At 59.9% G+C, this 17015-nt stretch carries 15 protein-coding genes; 9 read left to right on the top strand and 6 right to left on the bottom strand.

Annotated elements, in window-relative coordinates:
* Positions 1-19 precede the first annotated feature (19 nt).
* Positions 20-943 (bottom strand): amidohydrolase family protein, encoded by a 924-nt coding sequence (locus tag KHO23_RS33590; protein WP_211617247.1) that lies wholly within the window; start codon positions 941-943, stop codon positions 20-22.
* Positions 944-1571: 628 nt separating this feature from the next.
* The gene (locus tag KHO23_RS33585; RefSeq protein ID WP_328822020.1) at positions 1572-2030 is read right to left on the bottom strand and encodes a MarR family winged helix-turn-helix transcriptional regulator; all 459 of its coding nucleotides are present in this window, start codon (positions 2028-2030) and stop codon (positions 1572-1574) included.
* A gap of 268 nt (positions 2031-2298) precedes the next feature.
* Here KHO23_RS33585 and KHO23_RS33580 point away from each other — a divergent pair, with 268 nt between their 5' ends.
* The 7 genes from KHO23_RS33580 (at position 2299) to KHO23_RS33550 (ending at position 12569) form a co-directional block, all read left to right on the top strand.
* Positions 2299-3270, top strand: coding sequence for an amidohydrolase family protein (locus KHO23_RS33580; protein WP_211617245.1), 972 nt, complete (start codon positions 2299-2301; stop codon positions 3268-3270).
* On the top strand, positions 3267-4763 hold the full coding sequence (locus KHO23_RS33575) for an aldehyde dehydrogenase family protein (RefSeq protein ID WP_328822019.1): 1497 nt from the start codon (positions 3267-3269) through the stop codon (positions 4761-4763). The genes KHO23_RS33580 and KHO23_RS33575 overlap by 4 nt, the downstream gene beginning before the upstream one ends.
* Positions 4764-4791: 28 nt before the next feature.
* Entirely contained in the window at positions 4792-6165 is a 1374-nt protein-coding gene (locus tag KHO23_RS33570; RefSeq protein WP_211617241.1) for an MFS transporter, read from the top strand.
* 139 nt (positions 6166-6304) lie between these two features.
* Entirely contained in the window at positions 6305-6769 is a 465-nt protein-coding gene (locus tag KHO23_RS33565; RefSeq protein WP_211617239.1) for a (2Fe-2S)-binding protein, read from the top strand.
* On the top strand, positions 6766-8994 hold the full coding sequence (locus tag KHO23_RS33560) for a xanthine dehydrogenase family protein molybdopterin-binding subunit (protein WP_211617237.1): 2229 nt from the start codon (positions 6766-6768) through the stop codon (positions 8992-8994). The genes KHO23_RS33565 and KHO23_RS33560 overlap by 4 nt, the downstream gene beginning before the upstream one ends.
* A 553-nt stretch (positions 8995-9547) precedes the next feature.
* Entirely contained in the window at positions 9548-11197 is a 1650-nt protein-coding gene (locus tag KHO23_RS33555; protein WP_211617235.1) for an FAD-dependent monooxygenase, read from the top strand.
* A 211-nt stretch (positions 11198-11408) separates the two neighbouring features.
* Complete coding sequence (locus KHO23_RS33550; RefSeq protein ID WP_211617233.1) at positions 11409-12569, top strand: porin; 1161 nt, start codon at positions 11409-11411, stop codon at positions 12567-12569.
* On the opposite strand, the gene KHO23_RS35730 is transcribed toward KHO23_RS33550, so the two are convergent.
* Together KHO23_RS35730 and KHO23_RS33540 are read right to left on the bottom strand one after the other, a co-directional pair.
* Complete coding sequence (locus KHO23_RS35730; protein ID WP_211617231.1) at positions 12566-12892, bottom strand: LysR family transcriptional regulator; 327 nt, start codon at positions 12890-12892, stop codon at positions 12566-12568. The two genes, KHO23_RS33550 and KHO23_RS35730, sit on opposite strands and share 4 nt — an antisense overlap.
* Positions 12893-13177: 285 nt before the next feature.
* Positions 13178-14266, bottom strand: a complete 1089-nt coding sequence (locus tag KHO23_RS33540) for an alkene reductase (protein ID WP_236067083.1) — start codon at positions 14264-14266, stop codon at positions 13178-13180.
* A gap of 104 nt (positions 14267-14370) precedes the next feature.
* Between KHO23_RS33540 and KHO23_RS35600 the strand changes: the two genes are divergently transcribed.
* Together KHO23_RS35600 and KHO23_RS35595 are read left to right on the top strand one after the other, a co-directional pair.
* Positions 14371-14829 (top strand): LysR family transcriptional regulator, encoded by a 459-nt coding sequence (locus KHO23_RS35600; RefSeq protein WP_328822018.1) that lies wholly within the window; start codon positions 14371-14373, stop codon positions 14827-14829.
* Positions 14790-15281, top strand: coding sequence for a LysR substrate-binding domain-containing protein (locus KHO23_RS35595; protein WP_328822017.1), 492 nt, complete (start codon positions 14790-14792; stop codon positions 15279-15281). The genes KHO23_RS35600 and KHO23_RS35595 overlap by 40 nt, the downstream gene beginning before the upstream one ends.
* Before the next feature lie 58 nt (positions 15282-15339).
* Here the strand turns inward: KHO23_RS35595 and KHO23_RS33530 are convergent, their stop codons facing one another.
* Both KHO23_RS33530 and KHO23_RS33525 read right to left on the bottom strand, forming a co-directional pair.
* Positions 15340-16179 carry an aldo/keto reductase gene (locus tag KHO23_RS33530; RefSeq protein ID WP_211617229.1) on the bottom strand — a complete coding sequence of 280 codons (840 nt, stop codon included), beginning with the start codon at positions 16177-16179 and terminating at the stop codon, positions 15340-15342.
* Positions 16180-16429: 250 nt separating this feature from the next.
* Complete coding sequence (locus KHO23_RS33525) at positions 16430-16960, bottom strand: porin (protein WP_211617227.1); 531 nt, start codon at positions 16958-16960, stop codon at positions 16430-16432.
* Positions 16961-17015: the final 55 nt, after the last annotated feature.

Genomic DNA, 17015 nt, shown 5'->3' with positions numbered 1-17015 from the left:
CTCCGATTTGCCAGTACAGTTAGCGCGCCAGCAACCGGGCAGCATTTTCCCCGTACACCTTGTCCATTTCAATGCCGGGAATCTTGATGTCGTCGAGCACGTTCCCGAATTGCCGGATTGCGCCTCTCGGTGCAAACGGGAAGTCCGTCCCGAAGAGAATGTGATCGGGATCTGCTACTTGCGCCAGCGCGCTGAGGGGCGAATTGCCGGCGGAAAGTGCCGTGTCGAAGTAGAAGGATCTGACGGCCGCCAACGTGTCACCCACGCGCTCGGCCACTGCGGGCATCATGGAAATCGAGAGGGCGAGGCGAGGGACGAGGAACGGCAGCGTCCCCCCGGCATGCGAAAGGATGAACCGGATGTTCCTGAAGCGATTCATCGCACCTGACATGATCAGGCTGGTGGCTGTACGTGTCGTCTCGAAGGGATACTCGAGCACGGACGCCGGCGCGACCGGCGGCACATCGTGAGGGGGCTGGTTGGGGTGAACGAAAACCACGGTCCCGCGCCTGTTCAATTCTTCCCACAGCGGCGTGAAATGTTCGTCCCCCAGATACAGTCCGTTGTAGTTCGAAAAAGCAATGAAGCCGTCAACCTTCAACTCGTCAAGACAATAGCTGACTTCCTTCAGCGCTGCATCGACGTCTGGCAGCGGCACGCTCGCGAAGGAGCCGAACCGTCCGGGATGCCGGGATCTGAGGTCCGCTGCGTGGTCGTTGCACTTTCTCAGCAGTGTCGCCGCGTCCGGAAGTGTGGGCCCGGAAGAGATGGACAGGATTCCCTCGTCGACGCCGTTTTCATCCATCATCGCGATGGCTGCCTCGACGGACCAGGTTGGGGCCACACCGCCCGGCATCGCCGCATTCAGCAAGTCCAGTCCAACCGCGTCTACGTAGAGTTTGGGCAGAAAATGTTGGTGCGTGTCAATTTTTCGCTTCGGCATGGCCGTCGTCTCCTATGAACAATTCTTTAGCATCGGGAGGGGGCTTTCCCTCCTCGGCTTAGATCCATCTTATACACTATTTTTTACGTTTGCAAAGTTTAGTGAGCGATTCAACCGCCCACGCGCTCCCGGTCAGATTGATGCAAAGTCACATCCGCGGAGCCGTCTTGCAGGGGAGCCTAACGTTCTATCAAGCGCAATGATGCTTTGTCATTCGGGAGAAGAACGAGCGAACGTATGCGACCATACTTTCGATATGCGAACCACCCATTGCGGGTTTCGTTGGGCTGCTATCGGCTCGATTCATGATGCCCAACGCCAGCGCGTTGAGCCGTCAACCTGCAGCACCCATCGTGGATACACCCACGCCAGTGCGGGCAGGTTCCACGTCAACCTGAATCGATCAGGAAAACGAAATGATCAGGAGATGAAAGTTCTGTGCGGGCGATACATGGCATGAAACCGACCGCGTCCAGACCTTCGAAGTACTGGAGCCCTAAAGCCGCCAGTCCTTCTCACAGATTGCGCCATTGGGGGAGGGCTGAGGCACGTATTGCCGTGGGCCGTCGCGAGAGCGTCTCCGGGCGGACCGTTGACTCCGCGCGGAAAGATGACCGTTCGAGCGAGGTTAAGGAAGATCGTCAAGCGCGCCTGCGTTTTCGAACAACCTGAGCAGCATGGAGCGCAACACCTTGACGTCGCCTGCGGTGAAGCCAGAGAGAACCACCGATTCGTGGCGCTTTGCGAAAGGGACAATGCGCAGAGCAAGCTCCTCCCCTCTGTCCGTCAGGACAACTCTGATCGACCGTCCATCGGTCGCGCTCCTCTCCCGTCGCACCAACTCCTGCCCCTCGAGACGATCAATGATCCTTGAGAGCGCCGAAATATCGGACGATGCATGGAGAGAAAGTTCAGACAAAGTCTGACCCGGAACATACAGAAGCGAGGCACAGACTCGCCACTCGCTGAGGTTCAGGCCAAACGGTTTAAGTGCCTTCGAGAACGCATTGCCCATTCGGCTGGTGGCGCGCGCCATCAGGAAGGGAACCGCCTTTTCCAGTTCTTCTGGTCGCTTGGAAGTGTTCAAGATCGTCGCCAAAACTGAGGGTTGAACTGCATTTATATACTTGAAAATTCAATTATACGCAATTCAAAAGTGATCTCGGATCGAAGTGCGGTTGGCGATCGTCAACAGGTCGAGGGTTTACATGGAGTACACATATTTGAAAAATCAAGTACAGTCAGACGCATATGCTTGAAAAATCAAGTATCTGAGCGTGCCGGACGAACCCATGTGATGCCCTTCATCTTCCTTTGGAAAGTGAAGTTGCGACGCGTTGAACTGGAGCAGTTTGATGAGAAACAAGATTGCGCTTGAAGAACACTTTGCGATAGACCTCACTATCGAGCAGTCGAAAATTTATGCGCCTGCGCCCGTTTGGGAAATGCTGAAGTCCAATCTGATGGACATTGAGCAGCAGAGACTCGAGCGGATGGAGCAGGGCGGGACCGAGTATTCGATCCTGTCACTCAATTCGCCGGGCATTCAGGGCATCCCGGACGCCAAACAGGCGATTGATGTCGCGAGGCGGGCCAATGATGTCCTCGCCGACCATGTCTCCCGGCATCCAACTCGTCTCGGCGGGTTCGCCGCGTTGCCGATGCAGGACCCCGAAGCTGCGGCACGTGAGCTGGAACGAACCGTGAAGGAGCTGGGATTTCACGGCTTCATGGTGAATGGCTTTTCCCAGGTAGGCGATGCGGAAAATGTCGTGTATTACGACGCCCCGCAGTACACCGATTTCTGGACGAGCGCGGCGGCGCTCGGCAAGCCTTTCTATATGCATCCCCGCGATCCGTTGCCGTCCCGTGAACCGATCTACGACGGTTTTCCGTGGCTGACCGCCGCGACCTGGGCGTTCGCGGTTGAAACGAGTACTCACGCACTGAGACTGATGACGTCGGGTCTCTTCGACCGTAATCCTGGGTTGCAGATGATTCTCGGCCACCTTGGCGAAGGGATTCCCTTCAATGTCTGGCGTGTCGACCACATTCTCCAGAAGGCACCACGCGGACTGCCCTGCAAACGCAGCGTCGGCGAATATCTCAGGGAGAACGTCTACGTTACGACGAGCGGGAATTTCAGAACCCAGACGCTGCTGTCCACGATGCTGGAAATGGGCAGTGACCGGATCATGTATTCGGTCGACTATCCGTTCGAAACACATGACGAGGCATCCCAGTGGTTCGATACATGCTCGATCAGCGAAACCGATCGCGCGAAGATTGGACGGGAAAACGCGCGGCGTTTGTTCGGTCTTGAATGATACGAAGAATGGGGAGAAATCGAATGTCCGTGACTGAATTGGCCTCAGCAGACGTGTGGCGTAACAAGATCTATAGCGGCGGGTGGAAAACTGGGGCCGCGGGTACGATCCCGGTGACCGAGAAGGCGACCGGCGCGGAAATGGGATCGATTGGCTGCGCGGCGGCTGCCGATGTGTCGGCCGCCGCCGCGATGGCGGCCGATGCGCAACGCGCCTGGGCCGCGACACCGGGGCCTCAGCGAGGGGATATCTTGCGCGAGGTCGCCCGTTTGCTGGAGATTCACAAAGAGGAGATCGCCGTTCAGGTTGTCCGCGAGACGGGGTCGATACGACCCAAGGGGCAACTGGAGGTGAAGATGGCGATACGCGAGATTCTCGAAGCTGCGGCGTTAGGCAGCCAGCCAACCGGGATGATCACGACGAGCGACGTGAAGGGGCGGCAAAGCGTAGCGCGCAGAATTCCAATGGGCGTGGTCGGCGTCATTACCCCGTGGAATTCCCCTTTCATACTGGCGGCGCGTGCTATCGCGCCGGCGCTGGCTACGGGCAACGCGGTGCTGCTCAAGCCCGACCCTCAATCGCCGGTTAGCGGCGGCGTTCTCTATGCGCGGCTATTCGAGGCCGCGGGGGTGCCCGAGGGGTTGTTCCATGTTCTTCCTGGTGGCGCGGAAACGGGTGACGCGCTGGTCCGGGATCCTCTTGTCAACATGATCAGCTTCACAGGATCCACGCAGGTTGGGCAAACAATCGGTGCCGTCGCGGGTGGCCTGCTCAAGCGAACGAGCCTCGAGCTCGGCGGCAAGAACCCCTATATCGTGCTTGACGACGTCGATGTCGAAGCTGCGGCGAGCGCTGGGGCGTGGGGATCGTTTTTGCATCAGGGGCAAGTCTGCATGTCCGCGGGCCGGCACCTCGTTCATGAAAGCATTGCTGACGCGTACATTGAAAGCCTCGTGCGGCGCGCCAGGGCGCTGACGGTGGGTGACCCTTTCAAGGGCAACTTTCATCTCGGCCCCATCATCAATGAACGGCAGGCCGCAAACGTCCAGCGCATCGTAGAGGAGTCGGCGAGCAAGGGCGCGAAGGTTCTCGCTGGCGGGACTCGCGACGGGTTGTTTTATAAACCGACTGTCATGGTAGACGTCGCGCCGGGAATGCCTGCGTTTGAGGAAGAGATCTTCGGTCCCGTCGCCGCAGTGACTGTGTTCAGGAACGATGACGAGGCGGTAAAGCTTGCCAATCAGAACCGGTACGGCCTGGTTGCGGCAGTGGCGTCTTCCGATGTGCGCCGCGCCCAGCGGATCGCGGACCGGCTGCACGCCGGCATCATCCACATCAATGACCAGACGGTCAATCACGAGGTGTTCGGGCCGATGGGCGGTCTGGGTTTGTCCGGCAACGGACATAACTACAGCACGCTAACCAACATCGATCAGTTCACGGAATGGCAGTGGGTGACGAGCCGCGACGATCTCCCGGCTTATCCGTTCTAGAAGTGGCTCAAACAGAGCGAGGTGAATAGTGACTCCCGATACTGCGCAGCGCGTGGAAGAGACGCATGCTTCGATCGTCGACATTGGCGCGCTGATCGATAGCCAGCCACTGAGCACATTCCAGAAATGGATCATGGTAATGATCGGTTGCTCGGTGGTAATGGATGGGTTCGACGTGCAGACAATGGGTTTTGTCGCACCTGCGATTGTTCGGACGTGGGGCATCAGTCCGGCCGAACTCGGCCCTGTGTTCGGCGCCGGACTGCTGGGGATGCTCGTGGGCTCCATCGTTCTCGGCGCCATGGCCGATCGCGTGGGGCGCCGGCCGGTGCTGATCGGAGCGACTGTCTTCTATGGGCTATGCATGCTCGGTACCACCCTGGTTCAAAGCGTGCCGGAATTTCTTGCCATTCGTTTCCTGACGGGTTTTGGTATCGGTGGCGTGATGGGTAACGCTATCGCGTTGGTCAGCGAGTACAGTCCGCAGAAACATCGGGCGTCTCTGATGACATGGGTTTCGTGTGGTTTCACAGGCGGGGCAATCGCTGGGGGGCTTCTCTGCGCAGCGCTCCTTCCGTCGATCGGCTGGCGGTCGGTGTTCCTCGTTGGGGGCGTATTGCCGCTGGTCATTGCCGTCGTGATGGCCAGGTATCTGCCAGAATCGCTCCAGTTTCTGGTGGTCAAACAGCGCGGCCGGGAAAGGATTGTTCAGTGGCTAGGGCGAATCGCACCGAACGTCCAGGTCGGTCCCGGGACCCGCTTTGCCGTTCACGGGCAGCCGCAAGCGAAGGCCTCGGTTGGCGAGCTCTTTCGTCATGGCCGCGGCACAATGACGTTGTTGCTGTGGGGGATCAACTTCGCGAACCTGCTTGATCTCTTTTTCCTGTCGAACTGGCTTCCGATGCTTTCCTTGCGCGTTGGCCACGAAGTGTCGACGGCTGTGCTCATCGGTACCTCATTGCAGATCGGCGGCACGGTGGGTGCGCTGATGCTGGGCCCGTTGATGGACCGCTTCGGCTTCTATCGAGTCCTTGCGCTCAGCTTTCTGGTGGCGACAATTTCGGTCGCATCCGTCGGTCTCCCTGATCTATCGACAGGATTACGCTATGCCGTGGTGCTGATTAGCGGGATCTGTATCGTTGGCGGCCAGCCGGCGGTCAATGCGTTGACCGCGACACTCTATCCAACCTCGCTGCGAGCCACCGGGGTTGGCTGGAGTCTGGGAATCGGCCGGGCGGGTTCAATTATCGGTCCCGTAGTGGCGGGGCAACTGATCGAACTGCAGTGGTCGAACACTGCGTTGTTTGTCGCGGCCGCGGTGCCCGCACTCGCATCGTGTCTGATGCTTGTTTTCCTTAGCCGCGCTTCGGTGAGAAATGGGATCGATTGCATCGAGTGCTAGTGGGTTGTGATAGAGCCCAAGAGAATCGTTCGTTTATTAAATTAGCATTGCTAATGCTAATGAAGAATTCTCGACGGTGGCTTCTGCGCATGACTGATCCAGAAAATGATACCAGGAATGCGAATTCAAGGAACATGACATGGGTATTTCGATCACGGTGAACGGCAAGCGACACCTTCTGACCGTAGCAGCGGATTCACCATTGCTCTACGTGCTGCGTAACGACCTTCAGTTAAACGGTCCAAAGTTCGGTTGCGGCGAGGCGCAGTGCGGTGCATGCACGGTGATGGTCGGCAACGATGCGACGCGCTCATGTGTGTTTCCGGTTGGTGCGGTAGGTGCGGCTCGGGTGACCACTATCGAAGGCCTCGGCCATGGCGAACAGTTTCACGCGCTGCAGAAGGCCTTCCTCGCTGAGCAGGCCGCACAGTGCGGCTATTGCTCGAGCGGAATGTTGATGGCCGCGAAAGCGCTGCTGGAGCGAATTCCCGATCCGGACCCGGCGACCATACGGCGCGAGTTGGCCGGCCAGAAATGCCGGTGCGGCGCGCACAACCGGATCGTGCGTGCGATTCAGCGTGCAGCGCAGGAGTTGCGCGGATGAATACCGTCAGACTTTCTCGACGCGCGTTTGGCAAGCTGGCTGGGGCGGTAGTCGCAACGTTCTCGCTTGCGCCATTCGCTGAGTTTGCGTGGGGCGAGCCCGACCTCCCGGTTGATCTTCGTGCCAATCGCAGGCTTGACGGCTGGATTCGAATCGATAAGGAAGGCACGGTCACGATCTTCACGGGAAAGGCTGAGCTGGGGCAGGGTATTCTCACCGCGCTCTCACAGATCGCTGCGGACGAACTCGATGTGGATCTGGATCGCGTGCGCATGATTTCTGCGGATACGACCCGCAGCCCGAATGAGAACTATACCTTCGGTAGCCAGTCGGTCGAGCAAAGCGGGGCGGCGTTGCGCCTTGCCGCGGCCCAGGCGAGGGCGCTCCTGCTTGGCGTGGCAAGCCGGCGATTCAACGTATCCGCGGCGGATCTGCGCGTCGAGAACGGTGTCATGCTGACCGCCGACGGCCGCCGCATGACGTACGCGGAGATCGCGAGCACCGAACAGGAACTTCTCGCCCGCGAGGTGACGACGGATGTCACGCCAAAGCGTCCGTCGGAATACAAGCTGGTCGGTAAATCGGTACCGCGTATTGATCTTCCGGCAAAGTTCACGGGCGGCGCGGCATTCGTTCAGGATATGCGTCTGCCGGGCATGCTTTTCGGCCGTGTCGTGCGGCCTCCGAGGTATGGCGCGCAACTGGTTTCGCTTGACGACGCATCTGTCAGGGCGCTCGCGGGTGTCGTTGCCGTTGTTCGCAATGGCAACTTCCTCGGTGTCCTCGCCAAGCGCGAAGAGCAGGCGATAGCTGCGCGCCATGCGTTGCAGGAGGCGGCGCAGTGGAGCGCTGACTATGTCGCGTTGCCGGACGTGGACCATCTCCAGCCTGCACTGCAACGCTTGCGAAGCGCGGATGCCGTGATTGGCGAATCGGGGCAGGATACGCCCGTGCCTGATAGCGCGACGCAACTGGAGGCGACCTACTCTCGCCCCTACCTTTCACACGCGTCGATTGGGCCTTCGTGTTCCGTTGCGCTGCTCAAGGACGGACATATGACCGTCTGGTCCCACACGCAGGGTGCCTTTCCACTGCGCGGCAATCTCGCTACGGTGCTTGAAATGCCGATGAACGCGGTCGATGTGGTGCACGTGCCGGGTTCGGGGTGCTATGGCCACAATGGTGCTGACGATGTGGCACTGGACGCGGCGCTGCTTGCTCGCGAGGTGCCGGGACGATCGGTCAAAATTCAATGGATGCGCGATGACGAATTCGCGTGGGCGCCGATCAGTCCGGCTATGGTGATGCGGGCGCAGGCGGCCCTCTCCAGGGAAGGCCGCATAGTCGACTGGAACTATGAGGTATGGAGCAATTCGCACGCAATGCGGCCGGGTCAACCCGGTGGTGTGAATCTGCTGGCCGCCTGGCATCTTGCCAAGCCCTTCCAGCCGTCGGTGCCGGCGCCGATTCCACAGCCATACGGCAATGGCGACCGCAATGCGGTGCCACTCTACAATCTGGCGCGCAAGCGGGTGACGAACCATCTGCTGCTGGACGCACCCATTCGCACGAGTTCGCTGCGCACGTTGGGCGCTTACGGCAATGTATTCGCGATCGAGTCGTTCATGGACGAGCTTGCGCTCGCAGCAAATACGGATCCGGTCGCGTTTCGTCTCGCGCACCTCGGTGATCCGCGTGCGATTGCCGTGGTGCATGAGGCGGCAAGCCAGTCCGGATGGCGGGCCGGGTTGAAGGGCGACGGGCAGCGCGGACGCGGATTCGCGTATGCACGGTACAAAAACATCGGGGCGTACGCCGCGATCGTCGTCGACGTGCACGTTGACCGCTCCACGGGGGTGATCAGTGTGACGAAAGTGACCGCTGCCGTTGACGTGGGCCGCGTGATCAATCCTGACGGTGTGAAGAACCAGATCGAGGGTGGCATCGTGCAGGCACTGAGTTGGGCGCTCAAGGAGCGTGTCACGTTTAATCGTACCGAAATCACCACACGCAGTTGGCAAGACTACCCAATTCTGACCTTCGCCGAGGTGCCGCCGATCGACGTCGTGTTGATGGGTACCCCGGATGCGGCTTCGCTTGGCGCAGGCGAATGTTCCCTCGGCCCGACGGCAGCCGCACTAGCGAACGCGGTGGCGCATGCCAGCGGCGCCCGTTTGCGCGATTTACCCATGGTGCCGGCCAAGGTTCTCGAGCGTCTCGCCTGAGGCGTGCTCGCCCTGTTCTGGGGGCGACGTGGATCCGTTCGAGTACGTGCTTCAGCTTGACTACCGTGCCAGCGAGGTAGAGGGTTTACATGGGTGTGTATACTTGAAAAATCAACTATACTCCATCTCATTAATGATTGAAAAATCAAATAAATATCGTTCAATAGAATGCGGATAATTGGGCTCTAGTGGCCGTGGTGTCTGCACCGGGATCGTGTCTGATACTGGTTCTACCCGGCTATGTTTTAGGGAGGAATCGAACAGATCGAGCCTGAGGTTAGCTGGCCATGAGCGATCCGAATCCAATCTGCTTGATAAATGTTTTAGTATCACTAATTAAAAGAATAGTCATGGCAAAAGATTCTACGCTGGGCTGATCCGCCACAAGTGGCGCCAGGAATGGAATATGCCGATCCGAATCGGGCGGCCTTGCGGCGCGAAATGGCCGGCTGGAGGGCGTTGACGTCTTGAAGAGACGCCTGAGGGGGAAGTCAGTTTGCTGCACTGCTCCGGAGCACGTCCGGTAGACAGGGGTAGAAAACGGAGATCGGTTTTGGAAACTCAAGTCATCATTGTCGGAGCTGGCCCAGTAGGACTGACACTTGCGATCGACATCGGCAGCCGCGGCATAGCGTGTGTGCTTGTGGAGCAAAAGGCGGAGCCCCAGTTTCTGCCGAAAATGGAGCGTTGCAACGCGCGGACCATGGAGATTTTTCGGCGACTGGATCTCGCGGAGCGTATCCGGGCCGCCGGCATGCCCGAGGACGTCCCCATGGACGTTCAGATCATCCGTTCCATGGTGGAGCCGCCAATCCTGCGCTTGCCCTATCCATCGGTGGCGGAGGCGCTCGCGCTGACGCGCGAGAACCGCGACGGCAGCCTGCCGCTCGAGCCCTATCAGCTTATCTCGCAGTACACACTGGAGCCGCTTCTTCTTGAGGTGGCCGAGCAATTGCCGCCGGTCACGGTGATGCGGAGTACGACATTTCTGGAATTCACCGAGCAGGACGATGGCGTTCTGGTGGCGGTCAATGACGCCGACGGTGTGAGAAGAACATTGAAGACCGCCTACCTCGTGGGTTGCGACGGTGGCGCGAGCCGCGTGCGTAAGCAACTGGGCATCCATCTGGAGGGCGAGGGCGACATTGCGCGGCTGAGGCAGGGCCTGTTCTACTGCGAGCAACTGGTCGAGCGATTGCCCATAGGCAACGGACCGAGCCGGGGGCGGCACTATCTGGTTGCAGGCGGACCGCCTACCTTCATGATCATGCAGGACTCGACGCGGCACTGGACGGTTCATTCCGCCGTCGAGAGCGATGAAGAGATGCGACGGATGTTCGAGCAGATCATCGGCGTTCCGCTGCCTTACGAGATGCTCTATTGCGCGGAGTGGCGGCAGAACCTGCTGCTGGCCGAACGCTATGGAGAAGGACGAGTATTCCTCGCGGGCGATGCAGCGCACCTCGTGATTCCTACTGGCGGTCTCGGCATGAACACCGGCGTTGGCGACGCCACCGATCTTGCCTGGAAGTTGGCCGCCACGCTGCAAGGGTGGGGCGGACCGGGTCTGCTGGCCTCCTACGAAGTTGAACGGCGCCAGATTGGCGAGCGGGTAGTCGGCGCATCGCGCTACGCGTCGCTAGGATACCGCGCCTGGTTGGCGGAGGTGCGCCCGGAGATCGGAGACGATACGCCCGCAGGGGCGGCTGCTCGCGCTCACCTTGCCGAAGTGGCAAACGTTCAGCAGCGCAAGTCGAACGAGATGATCGGCGCAGAACTGGGCTATCGCTATGTGGACTCACCGATTATCGACAATGTGCCGGGCGGCCCGCAGCATGATCTGCGTGCCTATCTTCCCACTTCCTGGCCAGGCGCGCGGCTTCCCCATATGTGGCTTGCGGACGGAAGCGCCATCCAGGACCGGCTACGGTCGGATCGCTACACGTTGATCGATGTCGCGGGTGGGCACGGTGCGGGCCCGCTTCTCACCGCGTTCGAGGCACTCGGCGCGCCACTCGATGTGCTCGTGGTGCCAGATTCCGCGCTTCGCGCCATCTATGAGCGCGATCTCGTCCTGGTCCGGCCCGACTTGCATGTCGCGTGGCGCGGCAATCGACTCCCACAGGCCGCCAATGAGCTTGCCGCGAGGGTGATCGGACATAGCAACATGAACCGCGCATCCGGTTCGATCGGCCGCAGCTGACCGAGCCGTGCTGAACCGAATCGATCTTCGGTTAGTCCGTACGGTACGAGCGCTGACGCGCGATGGGGCGGGTGTTGGGTGCCTTACCCGGACGCGCAGCGTTACCTTGTACTGGACCGATGACGAAGGCCTTGCCTGTAGGTTCAATCGGATCTGAAATTATTTAGATAAGTATAACTTAGTAAAGTTAAATAACATTGGAGACAGACAAATGAGTTCACGGTTAAAGCGGGCCAGAGGTGGCCGTTCATCGCACCCGCTGTTTTGGTGGGCGTTCTCGCTTCTTGCGGTATTTGCCGCATTTGCCTCCAGCGCAGCGCATGCGCAGAGCTCGGTCGTCCTGTATGGGATCATCGATACCGGCATTGAATATGTGACCAATGTCGGTCCCCAGAAGTCCAGTTCGGTGCACGCGCCGTCGCTCACGGCCTCGCTGCCCTCATTGTGGGGCCTCCGTGGCAAAGAGGATCTGGGTGGCGGTCTGAGTGCCGTCTTTCTATTGGAGTCGGGTTTTGCCCCGTCACAGGGCACGCTGAATCAAGGGGGACGTTTGTTTGGCAGGCAGGCCTATGTCGGGCTGTCCGGGCCATGGGGGACGTTCACCCTCGGTCGGCAATATTCGCAAATCTTTTGGGCGGTATTAACGGGCGATACGTTGGCGCCGAATATCTATGCCGCTGCCGATCTGGATCCCTACCTGACCCAGCCGCGAGTTGACAATGCGATCACCTATACCTTCACGACATCGGGGCTGACCGTGGCCGCGATGTATTCGTTTGGACGTGACGCGGTGGATAGTGCGCCGGCCGGAGGGTGCGCCGGCCAATCGCCGACCGACTGGCGGGCGTGCAAGGCAATGTCCGCCATGCTGAAATATGACGCGGGGAAATGGGGCGTAGCAGTGGCCGTCGATCGTAACTACGGTGGCGGGGGCACCGGCTCGCCCCTGCCACGTAGTTCGCAAACGGATACGCGCGCCGTTATCGATGGCTACGCGAAGTTTGGCAGCGCGACTTTCGGCGCGGGATTCCTCCATCGAATCAATCACGGCGTGCAGACCCCGACCATTTTCGACGCGATCAGCAACTACTGGTGGGTCGGTGGCTCCTATCTTCCGCTTCCGGACATTTCTCTTGACGCACAGTTCGGCCATATCACCGTGAGCGGCCATGCCGCGGGAGGCTCCGTGATCGCGGCGCGCGCCATGTACTTTTTCTCCAAAGCCACCTCGGTGTATGTCACTGCAGGGCGTGTGTTCAACCAGCGCAACGCAGCGTTCTCGATTGACGGTGGCGTGATCCCACCCACCTCGACGCCATTGCCAGGTGTGAATCAAACCGGTGCGATGGTGGGCATTCGCCACCTGTTCTAAATGGCCCGTGGCCGCGCGATGTCGCTACACAGTGGGTCGGGTGTGTTCGCACCGCGCTCTGCCTCGATATTACTGAGTGTTTTTTGCGCTGCCAGTACGGCCTCGTATACGGCGAGGCAGCGAGTGTATAGCTGCTCGCCTGCGTGCGTGACATCCACGCGCCGGCTCGTTCTCGTGAGAAGCGACGCCCCGAGTTCCTGTTCCAGGTCGGCGACGACACGACTCAACGTCGACTTGCTGACGCGGACTTCCTTCGCGGCTGCGCTGAAGCTTCTGTGCTTGACTACGCACGCGAAGTACACAAACTGATTTGCCTCGGTCATGGTCGAATGATTACCGGTGTGTCGTGTCATGGTATAGCGCTTACTCCGGTCCAACGGCAACGCTGCCGGTCCGGACGGCCGGGGCGAGCCGCATCGTCCTGATGATGCGAAGCAGGCCCACGGCCGGCGGCATTAACATTCCGTCACCGCTCAATCCATGAGCGTGCCGCCAAATACCAACGCAAAGTGGAATCGACACGCTCCCGCTCCGCAGGCCATCGGCCCCGAAGCGGCTGCCATAATTCGCGCGTTGAAGAGGGACGGTGACGGTTGTCGCTGGATTGCTCAGGATTCCACAGCTTCTGCCAATGCCGGATAGTCGGTATAACCCTGCCCGTCGCCGCCGAAGAATGCATTGGGGTTCGCATCGTTCATTGGTGCACCGGTCTTCAGGCGCATGACGAAATCCGGATTTGCTAACACCATCTGGCCATAGGCTTCCAGCTCGGCGAGCCCTGAGGCCACGTCGGCCCCAATCTCGTCGCGGGAGCGGCCCGGCCGGTTCAGAATCAGCGTGCCCGTCCAGCGCTTGCGAATGTCGGCCACCAGTGGCTCGTTGCCCTGATGTGTGACGTGCAGGTACGCCAGACCGAGCTTGTCGAGTTCAGCCACCAGATAGTGGTAGAGCGCCGGCCCCTCGGCGCCTTCGTCGATGCCCCACCGCATCATGCCGGGTGACAGGCGAATGGCCGTCCGCTCAGCGCCGATTTCCTCCGCGATCGCAGTGGCCACCTCGATGGCAAAGCGGGCGCGGTTCTGGATCGAGCCGCCATATTCGTCGGTGCGGGCATTGGCGCTTGCTGCGAGGAACTGATGCACCAGGTAGGCATTCGCACCGTGGATCTCGACGCCATCGGCGCCGGCCTCGATTGCGCGGCGCGCCGCGAAGCGGAAGTCGGCCACCGTCTGGCGCACCTCCTCGGTCGTCAGCGCGCGCGGTACGGGAATGTTCTGCATCCCCTTGGCCGTGAACATCGGTGTATCAGGCGCGATGGCCGAAGGCGCGACGCCTGGGCGATGGTGCGGCGTGTTCTCCGGGTGCGACATGCGTCCTGCGTGCATGAGCTGGATGAAAAGATGGCCCCCGTTGTCATGCACGGCAGAGGTGATCTTGCTCCATCCGGCGACATGCGCGTCGGAATAGATGCCCGGTGTGGCGAGATAACCCTGGCCATCGTCCGAGGGCTGAGTCCCTTCAGTCACGATCAGGCCGACGCTCGCGCGCTGCGCGTAGTACTCGGACGCCAACTCTCCCGGCGTGCCATCAAGTCCGGCACGGCTGCGGGTCATCGGCGCCATGACCAGGCGGTTCTTCAGTTCGAGCCTGCCGAGGCGAACGGGCGCGAGGAGGCGTTCAAGTGCGTTTGTCATCATGATCAACTTTCCTTTCGAAGATGTGTGAGCTACTGTACAAACCAGGAGAATGTTGAAAAAGTGGCTAAATCCGATAACTTTATCTACGTGGATAGATAATCGACATGGACCAACTGCTTGCCATTCGCGTGTTCGCTCGCGTTGTCGAAGCGGGCGCATTCACGCGTGCTGCCGACTCGCTCGACATGCCACTCGCGACGGTGAGCAAACTCGTGCGTTTGCTGGAGTTGCATCTCGGTGTACGGCTGCTCCAGCGAACGACGCGACGCGTCACTGTCACGCCCGAGGGGGCTGCGTACTACGAACGCACTTCGCGCGTGCTAAAGGAGATCGAGGACATCGACTCGGGGTTCGCGAGCGCACATCAGCGTCCGCGCGGACGGTTGCGCATCGACATCGGCTCGGCGAACGCAAGCTGCGTGTTGATCCTTGCACTGCCTGACTTCATTGCGCGCTATCCCGACATACGTGTCGATCTGGGCGTGAGCGACCGGCAGGTCGATCTCATCGGCGAGAACGTAGATTGCGTCGTCCCGGCGGCAACGTCGACGAGCTCTCGCTAATCGCACGTCCGCTTGGCCGTGCATCGTGGGTGACATGCGCGACGCCCGATTATCTGAAGCAGCACGGCAGGCCGACGCATCCCGACCAGCTGAAAAGCGGCCACCGCATCGTGAGCTACGTTTCGGCGCGGACCGGACGCGTCCTGCCGATGTGTTTTCAGAAGGGCAGCGAGCGAATCGAAATCGGCGGCTCACAAGGCATGGGTGTCAACGAGAGCAACGTACACGTCGCGGCTGGGTTGGCCGGTCTCGGTGTGATTCAAACCTTCTCCTTTGCTGCAAAGGACGCGATTGCGCGCGGCGAACTTCTGCCTGTTCTGTTGACGTGGCAACCGGATCCCTATCCCTTCTTCCTCGTGTATCCGCCAGACAGGCACATGAGCCAGCGGCTGCGCGTTTTCATCGAATGGGCGACGGAGCGGTTTGCACACAAGTTCGATCGGGCAACGTAGCGGTCGTCGCGACTCTGGCCATTGCGGATGTCGGGTTATCGCGCCAGGGGCCAGATAGTCAGGCGCCTGTGCTATCCCACAACGGCGCAAGACCGGGCGGATTGACAATTCGGCTGTCTGCCGTCGCCAATGCGTGTATGGCTGCCATATCCGAGTCGTCTAATTCAAAGTCGAATACCGCCAAGTTTTGTTCCAGCCGATCGATCCGCGTGGTTCGTGAAAGCGCCACCATGCCGCGCTGTTGAACAAGCCACCGCAAGACGATCTGCGCGATGGTTTTGTCATGACGGGCCGCGATCTCCTTGAGCGTTGGGTCCGAGAACACGCGGCCAACCGCCATGCCGCAATATCCCGTCACAGCAAGCCCTGCCTGGCGCGTGCTCTCGATGAGCAAGGATTGGTTCAGATACGGATGGTATTCGAACTGATTCGTCACCAGCGGAGCCGCCGAGAGCCGGATCGCTTCCGTCATCTGTGCGCGGTTGAAATTGCTGACGCCTATGTGCCGGACCTTGCCGGCGCGCACGACCGCATTGAGCTCTGCAATCTGTTCGGCGAGAGGCACATCCGATCCCCCCGGCCAGTGCAGCAGAAGTAGGTCGATGTAGTCCGTCTTGAGCTTGCGTAGGCTTTCGTCGACGGACGCATCGAAGTATTTTGCGGAGTAGTTACTGACCCAGACCTTGGTCGTCAGAAATATTTCGCTTCTTGGGATGCCGGATGCGGCGACGCAGTCGCCGATCTCGGCTTCGTTACGGTAGATTTGCCCGGTGTCGATATGACGGAAGCCCGCACGAAGGGCTGCGGGGATCATTCGATGGATGTCGTCGCCAGTCATCCCGTAGGTACCAAAGCCTATGGCCGGAATGGCCGCATTACCGGCATGGACGTTCTGCATGCTATTCCTCATAGACTAGGTGCAGGGCGGCGGCCCTGAAAGAAACCGCCGCCCGGCGTGTGATCTCGTGAAAGGAAAGGTACGCGATTGCATGCCCGGAAAGAAGCCTATACATTTCGATGCAACCTATCGTCAGAGGCGATACACATCCGGCAGGATGTCCTTGGACCCATTGCACATGTTTGTGGCAGTCAGCCTGAGGCTGCACTGCCATACGAACGTACCACCAGTCGAGGTTAGCGTTGCACGGCTAGAAGTTGTGCTGAATACCAACCGAGACGCCGGTCGTGGACCGGCCGGATGCCACGCCTGCCGCGGCGAGCGAGGCGAAGCCATTGGCACCTGACGCGTGTTGGTAGGTCACTTGCTGGTAGACGGTAGTTCGTTTCGACAGGAGGTAAGCGTTCGAGACGGTAATGGTCTTCCAGTTTCCGCCGTCGAGATTTTCCACCCATCCGCCAACCGAGAGGACATCGTCGGGCACGATGGTCCAGTTCGCACCGGCGTCAACGGTGTTGGCGTTACCCCGGCCAGTCGCCAATGTGATGCGCGACTGCGTAAACGTGGCGTGTAGAAGCACATTTTTCAATTGATACGATGCGCCGAGTCCCCAATTGACGAGTTTGTTGGCGACAACGCCTTCGGCCTGAGGCAGTGACGTTCCAAAGAGCGACGGTAGACCAATAAAACTGGAAAGCTCCAGAAAACGGTTGTTCTCGTTCGCGGTAAGCGTCCGAGCGAGGCCGTCCTTGACGCGAATTGCAATTTGGAGGGCGAGCAAGCGAAGTTAGGCGGCGTATGAGGGCAACTGATCAGCAACAGCCCACGGCAGCAGT

The organism is Paraburkholderia haematera (genome assembly GCF_905220975.1).
GTDB classification, from domain to species: domain Bacteria; phylum Pseudomonadota; class Gammaproteobacteria; order Burkholderiales; family Burkholderiaceae; genus Paraburkholderia; species Paraburkholderia haematera.
Note: the sequence above shows the minus strand (reverse complement) of the source record. Positions and strands in the feature narration are given on the sequence as shown.